Source organism: Salinivibrio costicola subsp. alcaliphilus, from assembly GCF_001996185.1.
Lineage (GTDB): Bacteria > Pseudomonadota > Gammaproteobacteria > Enterobacterales > Vibrionaceae > Salinivibrio > Salinivibrio costicola.
On the sequence record NZ_MUFR01000011.1, the window covers coordinates 22,645 to 38,374 of the forward strand.

Genomic DNA, 15,730 nt, shown 5'->3' on the forward strand with positions numbered 1-15,730 from the left:
TCAAACGGTTACATACACATATTGGCGATACAATCAAACCGCCTTTATCCAAAAAACACAAGAGATTGCAAACAAGGAGCGTGTATGGCAATCAGCCTCGAATACAGTTTTATCTTGGTGGTTTTGGGCGTGATCGCCGGGATTATCAATACCCTCGCGGGTGGTGGCTCTAACCTAACATTACCTGCATTGATGGTGATGGGCATGCCTGCCGATGTCGCCAACGCCACCAATCGGGTGGCGGTATGGCTACAGTGTGCGTCAGGGATGAGCGGGTTTCGTCAACATGACAAGCTCGATACTCAGGATATCATTCCGGTATTGATACCGAATTTAATCGGGGGCTTGTGCGGCGCATTGGCCGCTGCATGGTTGCCAACCAGTTGGGTCAAACCCTTGCTACTCGGTACCTTGCTGACCATGACGGTAGTGATGCTGGTTAAGCCAGCCACTTTTGGCCCCCCCACCGGTACGCCAGTCAAAAAGGTGGCTGACACACCCACCGCATGGTTCGGCCTTATGCTCGCAGGCTTTTATGGCGGATTCGTACAAGCAGGGGTCGGATTTGTTTTGCTCGCCGCGCTATGTGGCACCTTACACTACGACTTGGTCCGTGGTAATGCACTCAAACTGGCATGCACCTTAGCTTTCACCTCTCTTTCACTGTTGGTATTTATTGCTGATGATCTGGTCCGTTGGGCGCCAGGGCTGATCCTGGCGATAGGGACCATGGTCGGGGCACGGATTGCGGTACGATTTGCTATCTCCGCGAACCCCAAGCTATTAAAACTCTTTTTATTTGTGATGACGTTGGTCGGTTGTCTCGCCGCCTATTTATTTTAGTGGCAGCGAGTCTGTTGTCGGGCGATCACTGCATTTTTTGCTCGAGTATACTGGTGCGGTTATTGTGTCGCGGTCTTACCCGTTGATTTCGCCGGTCCTTTACGACGAGTGCTGGTGCGCCGTGTTTTACGTTTAAATGTTTTTGCCGGCGCAGCCGGTAAACCTTGCAAAGAGGCAGGCGGTGGTGAGGTTTTTACACTTTCAATCAAGCCCGCGACCTTGTCGGTTAACGCTTGCATAAAGGGGTGATACGCGCATTGTCGGTCCGCCATATCTTGCAGCTGCCGCTCCCAATCAGCGGTCATATCCGGGTAGGTCGCACTGTCGGGTAAGGCATCAATTAATCCCGTTCCACTGGCTGTCGCATGAAGTGTTTTTCCTTGTCGATTCAAAAGACCACGTTTTACCAACAGCTCAATAATCCCAGCCCGAGTGGCTTCGGTCCCGAGCCCATCGGTTTCTCGCAGTATCTCTTTCAGTGCTTTGTTTTGCACATAGCGACCAATGCCGGTCATCGCTTGTAACAAACTGGATTCGGTAAACGCAGCCGGTGGCTCGGTCATGCAGTCTTTAATGTCGCCACGCTCACACTGCGCTTGCTCACCTTTCTCCATTAAGGGCAAAGGCGTGGCGTCACTGTCTGCGGTTTGCGTGGAGGGCAATAGCGCGCGCCAGCCCGCTTGAGTGAGCACCTTGCCTTTGGCAATAAAACAGCCACCGGCAATATCGAACACCAGTTTTCCTTCTGCATACTCGGCAGGCGGATAAAACTGCATCACATATTGGCGCGCCACCAGCTGATAAATTTTCGCTTCATCGCCTGACAAGCTCGCAGGCGCAGCTTTCGCGGTTGGAATAATCGCATGGTGCGCACCGACTTTGGCATCGTTCCATGCTTTGCCTTTGCGTTTTGGATCCGCATTGTCACAAGCCTGGATCAGTGTCTGACACCCCTTTTTAATCGCTGCCAACACCTTGGGCGCCTCAGCGAAGTGCCCTTTAGGTAAGTAACGACAATCCGATCGCGGATAGGTAATGATTTTGTGGCGCTCATACAGTTGTTGACACACATCCAGGGCTTTTTGGGCGCTAAAACCAAATCGCTTTGATGCGTCTATTTGCAAGGCTGACAAGTTATAAGGCAGTGGCGCCGCTTGCTTTCGCTGCTGACGTTCCGCGTCAGTGACCGTGGCTGGCTGCCCCGTAATTCGATAGGCGACATTGTCGGCGAGTGACCGAGAAAGTACGCGCCCTTGCTCGTCTTGCCATTTGGCGCAGGCGTCACTGGGCTGCCATCGCGCGCGTATTTCACTCCCTTGATGAGCAATGATGGCGTCGAGCTGATAATACGGATGGGGAATAAAATGTTTGATTGCTTGATCGCGTCGCACCACTAGGCCAAGCACCGGCGTTTGTACCCGCCCGACCGACAATACGCCTTGATAACCGGCCTGTTGCCCTAGCAGGGTATAAGCGCGCGTTAGGTTCATCCCATAGACCCAATCGGCACGTGAGCGAGCTAACGCGGAAACAGATAAGGGCATGTAACCTTTATTGTCTTGCATGTTGCTGAGTGATTTTTTCACCGCAGAGAGGTTTAAATCACTGATCAAAAGGCGTTTTATATTGGCTTTTTTGCTCTGACTGACCTTCGCATAGTCAATCACTTCATCCACCAGCAGCTGCCCTTCGCGGTCTGGGTCGCCGGCATGAACCAGCTGATCAAATTGCTTAATCAGTTTTTTAACCACGGACAGCTGGCCCGAGGCGGCTTTGCGCGGGCGCAATTGCCATTGTTGAGGCACAATAGGAAGATCAGCCAGATGCCATTTTTTATAGCGGCTGTCATAAGCCTCGGGCTCGACTTGTTCGAGTAAGTGGCCAATACACCAAGTGACCACATCGCCTTGCCCTGTTTCAATGTATCCTTTCTGATTTTTATGAGGCTTAGGCAGGCCTGCGGCAATTGCGCGCCCTAAACTCGGTTTTTCCGCAATAAATAATCGTGCCATGACAGAGTCTCTTTATCAGTCGCTGTCCGCATGGTATGCAAAGCACGATCGAGGCGCAATAAAAAACCTGTACATATGCACAGGTTTACTCGATTAACCAAGCCCTTCTCGTGGCTTAAAGATAAGAGACAAACTGGCTAGTATCGCGTTTAGGCGCATTAGCCGCCGCACAATCAGGCGTTCCTAAGTACAAAAAACCCACGATATGATCATCGCCTTCAACGGCTAACGCCTCTCTCACAGCGGGGTGGTATGCAAATGCGCCAGTGCGCCAAAAGCCCTGATACCCTTGTGCGACCGCTGCCATTTGCATCGCATGCGTCGCACATCCCGCAGAAATATGCTGCTCAATGGTCGGAACTTTGTCATGCACACGTGTACGCGCAATCACGGCCACCACCATCGGGGCCCGAAAGGGTGCGTTTTTGGCATTTTTCACTGCCGTTTCATCCGCGCCGTTGGCCTGTGCTGCCTCGGCTAAAATGGTTGAAAGCCGCGTCAGCCCATCGCCCTCGCAAATCACAAACTGCCACGGCGTTAGTGCGCCATGATCAGGGGCTCGTAATCCTGCTTGAATAATGTTTTCTAGTGCTTCACCGCTCGGCGCTGGCGCTGCTAATCGTGGCACAGAGCGGCGCTTTAATAGCAAATCAAGTGCGTCCATGGTTTATCCTTTTTAACCGTTTAGTGCTCACTGCATGAGCGGATATCAGCATATTAGCACAGACTCCCGCCGCTAAAGCGCCAAGGCTGTCTCAATCCCCTGGCGAATGGCTCGCTTCGCATCGAGCTCTCCCGCATGCTCGGCACCACCAATTAAATGGTAAGAGACACTGGCATCATCAAGCTGCTCGGCCAACGTATTCACCGATTCTTGCCCCGCACACAAGATGATCTGGGTGGCAGGGATCAGGTGTGCTTCTCCTTTAACACTGATATGCAGGCCTTCATCGTCAATTTTATGGTAGCTCACGCCACCGACAAGATTCACACCACGCTTTTGTAACGTTTTTCGATGGATCCAACCGGTGGTTTTGCCCGGACCTTTTCCGACTCGTCCTTCGCGACGCTGCAATACCCACACCTGCTTGTCGCTAAGCGTATCGTGCCCAGGGTAGAGTCCGCCTTCGTGGGTAATAGTCTTATCGATTCCCCACTCATTGAGCCAAGCGTCCAAACTTTGATTTTTGGGTTCGGTAATCATGGTCGCGACATCAACGCCGATCCCACCAGCACCGATAATGGCGACATGGCTCCCCAGCTCAGGCTGTTCACGAATAAAGGTTTGATAATCAATAACGCTCGGGTGATCAATGCCTTCAATGGCGGGACGGCGTGGCTTCACACCCGTGGCGACAACAATATCGTCAAACGCACGCAATGTATCGACATCAGTGGCTTGATTAAGCTTGACCGTCACGCCTGCTTTTTCCAATCGTCTGAGGTAGTAGCGAATGGTTTCTTTAAATTCTTCTTTTCCCGGAATCGTCATCGCTAAATTAAACTGGCCGCCGAGCCGATCCGCTTTTTCGAACAAGGTCACGTCATGTCCGCGTTCAGCCGCTTCAGTGGCACAGCTTATCCCGGCCATTCCGCCACCAATTACCGCCACTTGTTTCACTTGGCGTACAGGCGTTGCCACGAGCTCGGTTTCATAACAGGCTTTAGGGTTAACCAAACAACTGGCACGCTTGCCTTTAAAGACATGGTCCAGACAGGCTTGGTTGCAGGCAATACACGTATTAATGTCATTCGACTGATCGGCTTTGGCCTTCGCAACGAATTCAGCATCGGCTAAGAATGGGCGCGCCATAGAGACCATATCCGCTTGCCCCTTGGAGAGAATCGACTCGGCAACCTCTGGGGTATTAATACGGTTACAGGTGACTAACGGCACCGATACCTCGCCTTTTAGTTTTTCAGTGACCCAGCTAAATGCGCCTCGTGGCACCTGGGTCGCGATAGTAGGCACTCGCGCTTCATGCCAGCCAATACCGGTGTTAATAATAGTGACGCCTGCTTTTTCTAGGCCTTTCGCGAGCGTGACCACGTCTTCAAAGGTATTGCCTTGCTCGACCAAATCCAGCATCGACAGACGAAAAATAACGATAAAGTCATCACCGGCCGCTTGACGCACCGCTCGCATCACTTCAACCGCAAACCGCATACGATTGTCGACTGGCCCGCCCCATTGGTCATAACGGCGGTTGGCGCGGTGGCAGAAAAACTGATTGATCAGGTAGCCTTCAGAGCCCATGATCTCGACCCCGTCATAGCCAGCTTCGCGAGCAAGCGCGGCACTGCGGCCAAAGGCTTTAATCGTACGCCAAATCGCCCGCTCGCTCATTTCAAACGGGGTGAACTTACTGATTGGCGCGCGAATCGCTGACGCACTTTGGGCAAACGGATGAAAGGCATAACGACCGGCATGAAGTAATTGCAGCGCGATTTTGCCGCCATTTTCATGAACGGCTTCGGTGATCGCGCGATGTGCACGCGCCGCGCGTCCAGAGCTAAACTGGGCACTAAATGGGGTTAGACGGCCACGAAAATTAGGCGAAAATCCGCCTGTTACAATAAGCCCCACCTCACCTTTGGCTCGCTCAGCATAAAAAGCCGCCAATTTTTTAAAACCATCGTTTGCTTCTTCAAGCCCGGTATGCATCGAGCCCATCAAGACACGATTTTTCAGGGTAGTAAACCCAAGATCGAGCGGGGCTAGCATGTGGGGATAAGGGTGCTGTTCCATCGCTTGCTCACTTATTGTTGTGGTCTGACCAGACTATAGCGCTGACGGACACGTGATTTCAAACATTCGTTTACAAGCTGGCAACATGAAATCGTGAATTATTGATCTGGGTAGGACTTTCGCTCGGTATTATAGAACAATGACGCGGTTGATAGCCTATCGATCTGAGCTCTGATCAGCTAGGATATCAGCGACATGCACCGATGGACTCACGTATGAAAAAACTGTTTCGCTTTATTGCATCCCTATTCCGATGGTTGTGGCGTATTCTCAGTTTCGCCCGCCAACTTTTGTTAAACGTCCTTTTCATAGGCGTGATCGTGGCAATCTACTTTGCTTTTACTGCCGATACGCCGCTGACCTCAAAGGACCCCGCTACCGCAAAAGTAGCGCAAAGTGAGCCAGAGCCACGGGCGCTCCTACTCAATATTGACGGCCCTATTGTTGAACAACAACAGCGCTTAAGTCCTGTTGATACCTTATCTCGCAATGCGCTCGGACAACCGGTAGAAACCGAGAACGTATTGTTTGATATTGTTGATACCGTGCGCCATGCCGCGACGGATGAACAGGTTAATGGCTTAGTTTTAAGCCTAGGCGATATGCCTTCTACCAGTCTGACCAAGCTACGATACATCGCCAAAGCCATCGAGGACTTCAAAAACAGCGGTAAACCTGTGATTGCAATTGGCGGCACCTACAGTCAAAGCCAGTATTACTTGGCCAGTTATGCCGATGAAGTCCTAATGTCGCCCGATGGTATGGTGATGCTCCAAGGTTACGGCAGTTACAACTTATATTGGAAGGACCTACTCGATAAGCTCGATGTGAGCACACACGTGTTCCGAGTCGGTACTTATAAGTCATTTGTGGAGCCATACACACGCAACAATATGTCAGACGCTGCCCGAGAAGCCAATCAAGCTTGGTTATCTCAGCTGTGGGATGCCTATGTCGGCGATGTGGCGAACAATCGTGGCATCGAGCCGAGTGTACTGTCCCCGAGCGCGAAGCAATTACTGGCCTCATTACGTGACTTTGATGGCGATTTTGCCGCCCTCTCTGAGCATCTTGGCATTGTCGATAAGCGCATGACGCGTCAGCAAATTCGTCGCTATTTGGCCGATAAATTTGGCAGTGACGGTGAAGACAGCTTCGAATACACCGGCTATTACGATTATCTGCCAAAAATACAAAGCGGCTTTAGCCTGCCAGGCAGTGATAATATCGCCGTCGTGGTCGCCAGTGGCCCGATCATGGATGGACGTCAGCGCCCAGGGACCGTGGGTGGCGATACTACTGCCGCTATGCTGCGCGATGCCCGCCTTGACAGCAGTGTGAAAGCGGTCGTGCTTCGCGTCGATAGTCCGGGGGGCAGTGCATTCGCCTCTGAAATTATCCGTAATGAAGTGGATGCGCTACGCGAAGCGGGTAAACCTGTGGTGGTCTCGATGTCGAGTGTCGCCGCCTCTGGCGGTTATTGGTTATCTGCCAGCGCTGATCGTATTATCGCTCAGCCCACCACGATTACCGGGTCAATCGGTATTTTTAGCTTATTCACCACCTTTGAGAACACGCTGGGTGATCTCGGCGTGCAGTCTGATGGTGTCGGCACCACACCGTTTGCAGGAGTTGGCGTAACGCGGGCACTGCCAGACGAGGTAGGAGATATCATGCAGTTAGGCATTGAGCATGGTTACCATCGCTTCTTGTCATTGGTCAGCAACCATCGCGATATGTCGATGGAAAAGGCAAACCAAGTCGCTCAAGGTCGGGTATGGACGGGACAAGATGCCTTGAGTTTGGGATTAGTTGACAGCTTGGGTGACTTTGACGACGCCGTGTCTGCCGCCGCTGAACTGGCTAACCTCGAAAACTATCAACTAGATTGGATGCAACAGCCACTGACGCCGTTTGAGCAATTTATCAACGAAGTGCTGGGGCAAAGCGCCAACGTGCTCGGTGAAGCGGTGCAAGCGACAATGCCATCGATTGCGCGCCAGTTGACGGCATCGCCCCAGTGGCAGTCGTTAACCTTGCTGGAAAAGTTTAACGATCCGCAAGGTCGTTACTTATTCTGCTTAAACTGTGAGTATCAGTAGGAACCACTCGCCCTGGCCGTTCGGTCAGGGCCTCTTCTCTGTTTTTCTTCTATTCTGTGTGTCGCTCGGTATTACCGATGTAATCGTTACATGTATACTGTGCTCACGCTCATTAAATGCAGATTTGACATGATGGAACGTAAACATATTTATATTGCTTACACTGGTGGCACGATCGGGATGCAAAAATCTGATCATGGTTATGTTCCAGTGTCCGGCTTTCTCCAGCAACAGTTGGAAAACATGCCTGAATTCCATCGTCCAGAAATGCCGCTTTTTACTATCCATGAGTACGAACCACTCATTGATTCATCGGACATGACGCCAACGGATTGGCAACGGATTGCGGACGATATTGGCGAAAATTACCACGCATATGACGGCTTTGTGATATTGCATGGCACAGATACCATGGCATACACAGCATCGGCGCTGTCATTTATGTTAGAAAATTTAGAAAAGCCGGTAATAGTCACCGGCTCCCAGATCCCGATTGCTGAGTTGCGTTCCGACGGGCAAGCCAACCTGCTCAACGCACTGCATATTGCATCGAATTATCCGGTGAACGAAGTGACGCTGTTTTTTAACAACCAACTTCTGCGCGGTAATCGGAGCACTAAGTCGCATGCTGACGGGTTTAACGCGTTCACCTCACCCAACTTGCCAGCGTTGCTTGAAGCTGGGATTCATATTGAGGTAAAAGCGGACAAGCTCAATCAATCTTCGCAAGGGCCGTTTAAGGTCCATACTATTAGCGATCAACCGGTTGCCGTGATCATGATGTATCCAGGCATTTCGCCAGACGTTGTCAGAAATGCGCTTAAACAGCCCGTCAATGCGATGATCTTATTAACCTTTGGGGTCGGCAACGCACCACAAAATCCCGAGTTACTCGATTTACTCAAACAGGCTACGGATCGCGGTGTGCTGGTGTTGAATTTAACTCAATGCTTGGCAGGACGGGTCAATATGGGTGGCTATGCGACCGGCTGTGCGCTGGCCGATGCGGGAGTACTGAGTGGTTATGACATGACACCCGAAGCGGCGTTAGCCAAGCTTCACTTCTTGCTCAGTCAGTCATTACCCTTTGAAACCTTGCGAACTTGGGTGCAAAAAGATTTACGTGGTGAGCTCAGCTATTATTAGCGTGTGAACAGAAGTGACGGTGAACGCTATTGTGACGATTACGCCGGCCGAATGCCGGCGTTTACTTTTTAGCGAGGACACGTTCAGCAAACCATATCCCACAAGGCGTGCCGCCCAATCTATTCGATCAGCATTGGTGCTGACTGGGTTAGCACTAGTGCTTGGTCTCAATATCGATGCGCTGCCCATCTTGACCGGCAAATTCACGCTTGAGCTCGGCTTTTGATTTCCAAGTCACCTGACCCCCTTTCGCGACCGTCATATGTTGAGGCTGGCTGTTATGACGTGATTGATAAAGCATAACGGCTTGCAAGGCTTGATCGCGTTGTGCTTGATTAAGGCTGGTACCATCAGGCCATTTACCGGTTTCTACCGCGTAACACAAACGATCGTATATTTCAGGCGTCATTGCTTTTAAGACTTGTTCTATATCCATGATTACCTCTGTGTGGTCCGGGTCCGACTATTATGCCTGATCTTGGTCGGTAGACGGCATGTTTAGCACAGTGCGCTTTATCACGCTTTTACGCATCAACTACACTCAAAGATAACGTATACTCGACGTAGTTGACTCAGGGTACGACAAATAATGAATTTACGATTACTTACTCGCTACGTTTATCGTCTCGGTCTTGTCACGAGTTTACTGCTACTCGTCGGCTGCGATGGACAACCGACCACCAATCAAGTGTGCGAAACGCACCCCGAATTATGCGAAGGGCTAAACATTGGCGACGGACAATGCCGATTTGAGCGCTCGGACCTGATTTTCGATCGTTTGGCGGTTGACCAAAAGCCAACCGATCTCAATAAACTTACCGAACTCAAGCAAACAAAGGCGTACTTGCGCTGTATGGAGCTGGTAGCTGAAATTGAGCCTACCACACTCAAACAACGCAAAACCAAGCGTACGGAGGCGGTCTACCATGCTTATGATGCGATTGCTCGTTTGGAAGATGAACTGGAAGCCTCTTATCAACCACCGGTGATTTACTACCGTTGGTCTCAGGGTGACAACGGCGCCCTACCCCAGTTTTTAAAGCTTGAAGGCACTCCCCATCTGGAAACGCCCCAGTTACAACTTGGTCTGGCGACCTATTATGTCTCACGGGATAAAGCTAAAACCGTGGAGATTTTATTGCACGCGTTGGAGCTGTATGACGGCCGCGATCTCACCGTAAAGCAAGACGTGATTCCAGAGGTGATTAAATCACTCGCCACCACCAATCATGCGCTTAAACGCTTTGAACATGCGTATTTGTGGGCGAAAGTGGGGCAAAGTTACAATCTTCCCATTGCCAACAGTGATCGTTTGTCTCGACTTTACACACTGAGCGAACAACAGGAGACGTCACTGCAGCGATTGGCATTTGAAATATCAGCCGCGATCGACGATGGCAATTTTCAAGCGTCATTGCTCGCACCCATTACTCAGTAAAAGGCAACCACTCAGTAAAAAGCAACGCTCAATCAAAGGTAAACCGGTCACGTCAAACTTGTCGTACCAGTTTGCCTTTCGTAATTGCCCTTCTGCTTCTACGCTATCAAGTACCAGTTGTTGCGCCAAGCCTGATTGTTCTTTATCCACGGTTGATTAAAGACAACACAGGCATGGCCGTAAGGGCGCCAAATGTTTAGGCGATGTAAAAAAAATCCGTACTTTTTTTTGATTTTAGACAATTTTGGCTGCGATTACCCTTGCATGGCGGGGTCCTATTCTGTAATTTTACTACCAGTTTAATCTCACTAGAAATTAAGTTGTGGAGCAACATAATGACTATCAAAGTAGGTATTAACGGTTTTGGCCGTATCGGCCGTTTCGTATTTCGTGCGTCTGTAGAACGTAACGACATCGACGTGGTAGCAATCAACGATCTTATCGACGTTGAATACATGGCTTATATGCTGAAATACGATTCAACTCACGGCCGTTTCAACGGCACCGTAGAAGTTGAAGGTGGTAACCTGATCGTTAACGGCAAAACCGTACGCGTAACAGCAGAACGTAACCCAACAGACCTTAAGTGGGATGAAGTGGGTGTTGACGTTGTTGCTGAAGCGACCGGTATCTTCCTAACTGACGAAACAGCGCGTCAACACATCCAAGCGGGTGCGAAGAAAGTTGTTCTAACTGGTCCATCAAAAGACGCAACGCCAATGTTCGTTATGGGTGTTAACCACAGCGATTACGCGGGTCAAGATATCGTTTCTAACGCATCTTGCACCACGAACTGCCTAGCGCCTGTCGCGAAAGTACTGAACGACAAGTTCGGTATCGTATCTGGCCTGATGACCACTGTTCACGCAACCACTGCGACTCAGAAAACCGTTGACGGTCCTTCTGCGAAAGACTGGCGCGGCGGCCGTGGTGCATCTCAGAACATCATCCCATCTTCAACAGGTGCAGCCAAAGCGGTTGGTAAAGTACTGCCAGAGCTTAATGGTAAACTGACTGGTATGGCGTTCCGCGTGCCAACTGCCAACGTTTCAGTGGTTGACTTGACTGTTAACCTAGAAAAAGCAGCGTCTTATGACCAAATCTGTGCGGCAATGAAAGAAGCGTCTGAAGGCGAGCTGAAAGGTGTACTTGGTTACACTGAAGATGCAGTTGTTTCTCAAGACTTCATCGGCGAAGTACAAACTTCAGTATTCGATGCTAAAGCAGGTATCGCGCTGACTGACAACTTCGTGAAAGTCGTTTCTTGGTACGACAACGAAATCGGCTACTCAAACAAAGTACTTGACCTAGTTGCACACATCTCTAAGTAAGTAGCAATTACAATAGTATCGATAAAGGCGGCCTAGAGCCGCCTTTTGTGTATCTGGCGCCTATCCAATGAGCCGGTTTTTGTTCGTAGACACTCCCCGAAGAGGTTTAAGCTATGTCCATGTCTTTGCTTTTTGAACGTCAACTCTCCGCCTCGGTCGATTTATGCTATCGGCAATCGGTCCCGATTCTTCGCGTGAGTCACCCATCGTGCGCCGCCACCATTAGTCTTTTCGGCGGCCACTTACTCTCCTTTGCGCCTACAGGTGAATCCTCACTGGTTTGGATGAGTCGCAACGCCGTCTACGATGCGCAAACACCATTACGAGGCGGCGTCCCTATTTGTTGGCCTTGGTTTGGACAATCGGGCTCGCCTTCGCATGGCTTTGCGCGTCGACAGATGTGGCAATTGGCGCAGGTTGACGAGCAACCGGATGGCGTGATTGTGCAACTGAAGCTGTCTGAATCTGCCCAGTCAATGGCACTCTGGCCCCATCGTTTTGAAGCAACCATCACTTTCACCCTGACACAAAAAGCCACGATTTCCCTCGCCGTCACCAATACCGATCAGCATGATTGGAGGATGGGCGGCGCGTTACACAGCTACCTGACCGTCGCGGACAGCGAGCAGGCTTATATAGACGGGGTTGGTAATCAGTACCTCGATAATTTCAGTGCCGGTGCGGCTCAACCTGCTCCGGGAAAGGTCACGTTTGAAAGCCCCGTGGATCGCATTTATACCGGGGCGCGCGATACACTGTCACTCACCGATCCGGCCGGTAACCGTCGCGTTTATGTCACCAACCAAGGCGCGACCAGCGCGGTGATATGGAACCCTGGACAAGCTGCCTCAGTACAAATGGCAGACATGGATGACGATGGCTATCAACATTTTGTTTGCATTGAGGCCGCGCTTGAGCAACCAGATACCCTGGTATCGCCAGGGCAAACCTATACCCTGGCCACAACGTTATGTGATGAAAAAGCGCGACGCTAAACAACGCGGCCACCTTGGTATAAGGTGGCCGCGTTGTTACATAGAGACTTTTTTATATAGAGACTTTTTTATATAAAGACTTGGTTACATAAAGACTTGGCTACATAAACACCTGGCTACATAAAGACATAATTAACACCGAGATAGCCGGAAGCGGCGGTAGATTGGTCCACCATTGGGCTGTTCGCTATTTCATCATCGAGGTTGGTATAGCGCACACCACCAAGCAGTTGGATGCGCTCGGTCAGCATAAAATAGCCACTGGCACCAACAAAGTAATGGCCCGCAGAGCCTGGCTCATACGCCTCAATGCCTGAAACACGCGATGCTTCAGTGGCGCTGACCCCATAAAGGTGCTTATTTAACTCATGGCTATTGTAGGCATACCCTACTTCCGGAGAGACGCCCCAACGCGGGTGATTAAATCCATATTTCCAACTCACTTCGCCATATACCCCGTCCCTATCATGGGTCACGCCTTCGCCAACAGCCGCCTGAAAACGTCCGATAGGTGAATGGTATTGGTAGGCAAGCGCTGCCACAATCGATGCATCGCGCTTGTCGAGCTGGCTCAATTGCGGATCGTCGGTATCGGCAGGATCGAAACGACGAGGGTCATAGGTCGCTGATACGACGAGATTGTGTGTCGAGTCTTTCGGTGCCAGACGTGCGCCGGCAGTGAGACCGCGAAAGTAAAAGTGGTCGGTATCAAGGTTGACTGTCGGTACCACAAGTGGGTCGGTATCCGTGTCTTTGTACACCTGGGGTGAAAACGCGCCGATCACCCCTGCTGATACCCGCGTGTCTGCATAAACATTGCCGGAAGTCAGTGCCAACGCACACACTACCCAAGCCGTTTCTCTTGCTATATTCATCATCCTTTCCTTTATTGTTTAACGGCTGGCCAATGTAAGCCCAGTCCCCCCTAGCTGGCAAAATAATCACCACCAGCATATATCACTAGCTTGAACACCCGCTGTCAATATATTGGCAAGACAGGCATACAAATCACTCAACAAAAATTATCGAAAAAACAAACAATTCTTTCACGCAAGATCGAGCAATGCGGTCTAACCTTATAAAAAGGAAAGGGAACATCCAGCCAACTTTGCGCCTTTTCTTTTCGAGTTATCAGACGATTTAGGGGGCAAGACCATGACTATTTTTGATCACTATCGTCAGCGCTACGAAGAAGCGAAAGACGAAGAAATGAGCCTTCAAGCATTCTTGGATCTATGCCGAGATGATCGCGGCGCGTATGCCAATGCCGCGGAACGTTTGCTGATGGCGATTGGCGAACCGGAAAAGGTTGATACTTCGCTCGACCCTCGGCTCAGCCGACTTTTCTCTAACCGTGTCATTTCACGTTACCCAACGTTCAAAGACTTTTATGGTATGGAAGATTCGATCGAGCAAATCGTCTCATACCTTAAACATGCCGCTCAAGGCTTAGAAGAGCGCAAACAAATTCTTTACTTACTGGGCCCTGTCGGTGGGGGGAAATCGTCATTGGCCGAGAAGCTAAAAAGCTTGATGCAGCAGATGCCGATTTATGTACTAACCGCCAATGGCGAACGTAGCCCAGTGAATGATCACCCATTTTGCCTGTTTGATGCGACTGAAGATGGCCACCTACTCGAACAAGAATATGGCATTCCACAGCGCTACGTTCAACATATTATGTCGCCTTGGGCCGCTAAGCGATTAAAAGAATTTGGCGGCGATATCAGCCAATTTAAAGTGGTTAAGCTCCGTCCCTCTATTCTCAATCAAGTTGGCGTTGCCAAAACGGAGCCAGGCGATGAAAACAACCAGGATATCTCTGCCTTGGTTGGTAAAGTGGATATTCGCCAACTTGAACATTATTCACAAGATGATCCTGATGCCTATTCTTACTCCGGTGCGCTTTGCCGGGCTAACCAAGGCATGATGGAGTTTGTCGAGATGTTTAAAGCACCGATTAAAGTGCTTCATCCCCTACTCACGGCAACGCAAGAAGGTAACTACAACGGTACAGAAGGGCTTTCGGCATTGCCATTTGACGGCATCATTTTGGCCCACTCAAATGAATCCGAATGGCAGTCATTCCGCAATAACAAAAATAACGAGGCCTTCCTCGACCGGGTTTACATTGTCAAAGTACCCTATTGTTTGCGAATTTCGGATGAAATCCATATTTACGACAAATTGTTGGCGACCAGTGAATTACGCCATGCGCCTTGCTCGCCAAGCACACTCGATATTCTGGCGCGCTTTACGGTATTGTCGCGCTTAAAAGATCCTGAAAACTCAAGCATTTATTCGAAGATGCGTGTGTATGATGGGGAAACACTCAAAGATACCGATCCAAAAGCCAAGTCTTACCAAGAATACCGAGATTTTGCTGGGGTCGATGAGGGTATGGATGGACTATCAACCCGTTTTGCCTTCAAGATTTTGTCACGTGTTTTCAACTTTGATCACGCCGAGGTCGCGGCTAACCCTGTGCATTTGTTCTATGTCCTGGAGCAGCAAATCGAGCGGGAGCAATTCCCACAAGAGGTCGCCGAGCGCTATTTAGAGCACTTGAAGGGCTACTTAATTCCTAAATATATCGAGTTTATTGGCAAAGAGATCCAAACCGCCTATCTCGAGTCTTACTCTGAGTACGGCCAGAATATTTTTGACCGCTATGTCACGTATGCCGATTTCTGGATTCAAGATCAAGAATTCCGCGACCCAGATACTGGTCAGCTGTTTGATCGTTCAGCGCTTAATGGCGAGTTGGAGAAAATCGAAAAGCCAGCGGGTATCAGTAACCCGAAAGATTTCCGTAACGAAATCGTTAACTTTGTGCTCCGTGCTCGAGCGAATAATGAAGGCAAGAATCCGGCGTGGACCAGTTATGAGAAGCTGAAAACCGTGATTGAGAAAAAGATGTTCTCCAATACGGAAGATCTGCTGCCGGTGATTTCGTTCAATACTAAGACCTCAAGCGACGAGCAGAAAAAACACGACGACTTTGTCGCCCGAATGATGGAAAAAGGCTATACCCGCAAGCAAGTTCGCTTGCTCGCCGAATGGTATTTGCGCGTGCGTAAATCGTCGTAGCCTACGGGTTGACGCAGATGACGG

13 protein-coding genes are annotated in these 15,730 nt (G+C 50.2%); 7 read left to right on the forward strand and 6 right to left on the reverse strand.

The features are described from left to right. Positions 1–84: 84 nt before the first annotated feature. Complete coding sequence (locus tag BZJ21_RS05330) at positions 85–843, forward strand: sulfite exporter TauE/SafE family protein (RefSeq protein ID WP_077669305.1); 759 nt, start codon at positions 85–87, stop codon at positions 841–843. 59 nt (positions 844–902) lie between these two features. Here BZJ21_RS05330 and BZJ21_RS05335 read toward each other — a convergent pair whose 3' ends face one another. The 3 genes from BZJ21_RS05335 to BZJ21_RS05345 form a co-directional block, all read right to left on the reverse strand. Next, positions 903–2,855, reverse strand: coding sequence for a DNA topoisomerase III (locus tag BZJ21_RS05335; RefSeq protein ID WP_077669306.1), 1,953 nt, complete (start codon positions 2,853–2,855; stop codon positions 903–905). A 115-nt stretch (positions 2,856–2,970) separates the two neighbouring features. After that, positions 2,971–3,519 carry an NAD(P)H nitroreductase gene (locus BZJ21_RS05340; RefSeq protein WP_021022292.1) on the reverse strand — a complete coding sequence of 183 codons (549 nt, stop codon included), beginning with the start codon at positions 3,517–3,519 and terminating at the stop codon, positions 2,971–2,973. Between the two features lie 72 nt (positions 3,520–3,591). Next, the gene (locus BZJ21_RS05345) at positions 3,592–5,604 is read right to left on the reverse strand and encodes an NADPH-dependent 2,4-dienoyl-CoA reductase (protein WP_077669307.1); all 2,013 of its coding nucleotides are present in this window, start codon (positions 5,602–5,604) and stop codon (positions 3,592–3,594) included. Positions 5,605–5,819: 215 nt separating this feature from the next. On the opposite strand from BZJ21_RS05345, the gene sppA reads away from it, so the two are divergent. Then, positions 5,820–7,706, forward strand: a complete 1,887-nt coding sequence (sppA, locus tag BZJ21_RS05350) for a signal peptide peptidase SppA (protein WP_077669308.1) — start codon at positions 5,820–5,822, stop codon at positions 7,704–7,706. Positions 7,707–7,838: 132 nt separating this feature from the next. After that, positions 7,839–8,852, forward strand: coding sequence for an asparaginase (gene ansA, locus BZJ21_RS05355; protein ID WP_077669324.1), 1,014 nt, complete (start codon positions 7,839–7,841; stop codon positions 8,850–8,852). Between the two features lie 154 nt (positions 8,853–9,006). Here ansA and BZJ21_RS05360 read toward each other — a convergent pair whose 3' ends face one another. Then, entirely contained in the window at positions 9,007–9,288 is a 282-nt protein-coding gene (locus tag BZJ21_RS05360) for a YeaC family protein (RefSeq protein WP_077460372.1), read from the reverse strand. 153 nt (positions 9,289–9,441) lie between these two features. On the opposite strand from BZJ21_RS05360, the gene BZJ21_RS05365 reads away from it, so the two are divergent. After that, positions 9,442–10,290, forward strand: coding sequence for a DUF2989 domain-containing protein (locus BZJ21_RS05365; RefSeq protein ID WP_077576300.1), 849 nt, complete (start codon positions 9,442–9,444; stop codon positions 10,288–10,290). Here BZJ21_RS05365 and BZJ21_RS16285 read toward each other — a convergent pair. Then, positions 10,264–10,440 carry a hypothetical protein gene (locus BZJ21_RS16285; protein WP_158009962.1) on the reverse strand — a complete coding sequence of 59 codons (177 nt, stop codon included), beginning with the start codon at positions 10,438–10,440 and terminating at the stop codon, positions 10,264–10,266. The genes BZJ21_RS05365 and BZJ21_RS16285 overlap by 27 nt on opposite strands. A 185-nt stretch (positions 10,441–10,625) precedes the next feature. Here BZJ21_RS16285 and gap point away from each other — a divergent pair, with 185 nt between their 5' ends. Next, entirely contained in the window at positions 10,626–11,621 is a 996-nt protein-coding gene (gene gap / locus BZJ21_RS05370; protein ID WP_021022285.1) for a type I glyceraldehyde-3-phosphate dehydrogenase, read from the forward strand. Between the two features lie 113 nt (positions 11,622–11,734). Further along, the gene (locus BZJ21_RS05375) at positions 11,735–12,616 is read left to right on the forward strand and encodes a D-hexose-6-phosphate mutarotase (protein WP_077669309.1); all 882 of its coding nucleotides are present in this window, start codon (positions 11,735–11,737) and stop codon (positions 12,614–12,616) included. A gap of 116 nt (positions 12,617–12,732) precedes the next feature. Here BZJ21_RS05375 and BZJ21_RS05380 read toward each other — a convergent pair whose 3' ends face one another. Next, positions 12,733–13,491 (reverse strand): MipA/OmpV family protein, encoded by a 759-nt coding sequence (locus BZJ21_RS05380; RefSeq protein WP_158009961.1) that lies wholly within the window; start codon positions 13,489–13,491, stop codon positions 12,733–12,735. 280 nt (positions 13,492–13,771) lie between these two features. Here BZJ21_RS05380 and BZJ21_RS05385 point away from each other — a divergent pair, with 280 nt between their 5' ends. Then, positions 13,772–15,706, forward strand: coding sequence for a PrkA family serine protein kinase (locus BZJ21_RS05385; RefSeq protein ID WP_021022282.1), 1,935 nt, complete (start codon positions 13,772–13,774; stop codon positions 15,704–15,706). Positions 15,707–15,730: the final 24 nt, after the last annotated feature.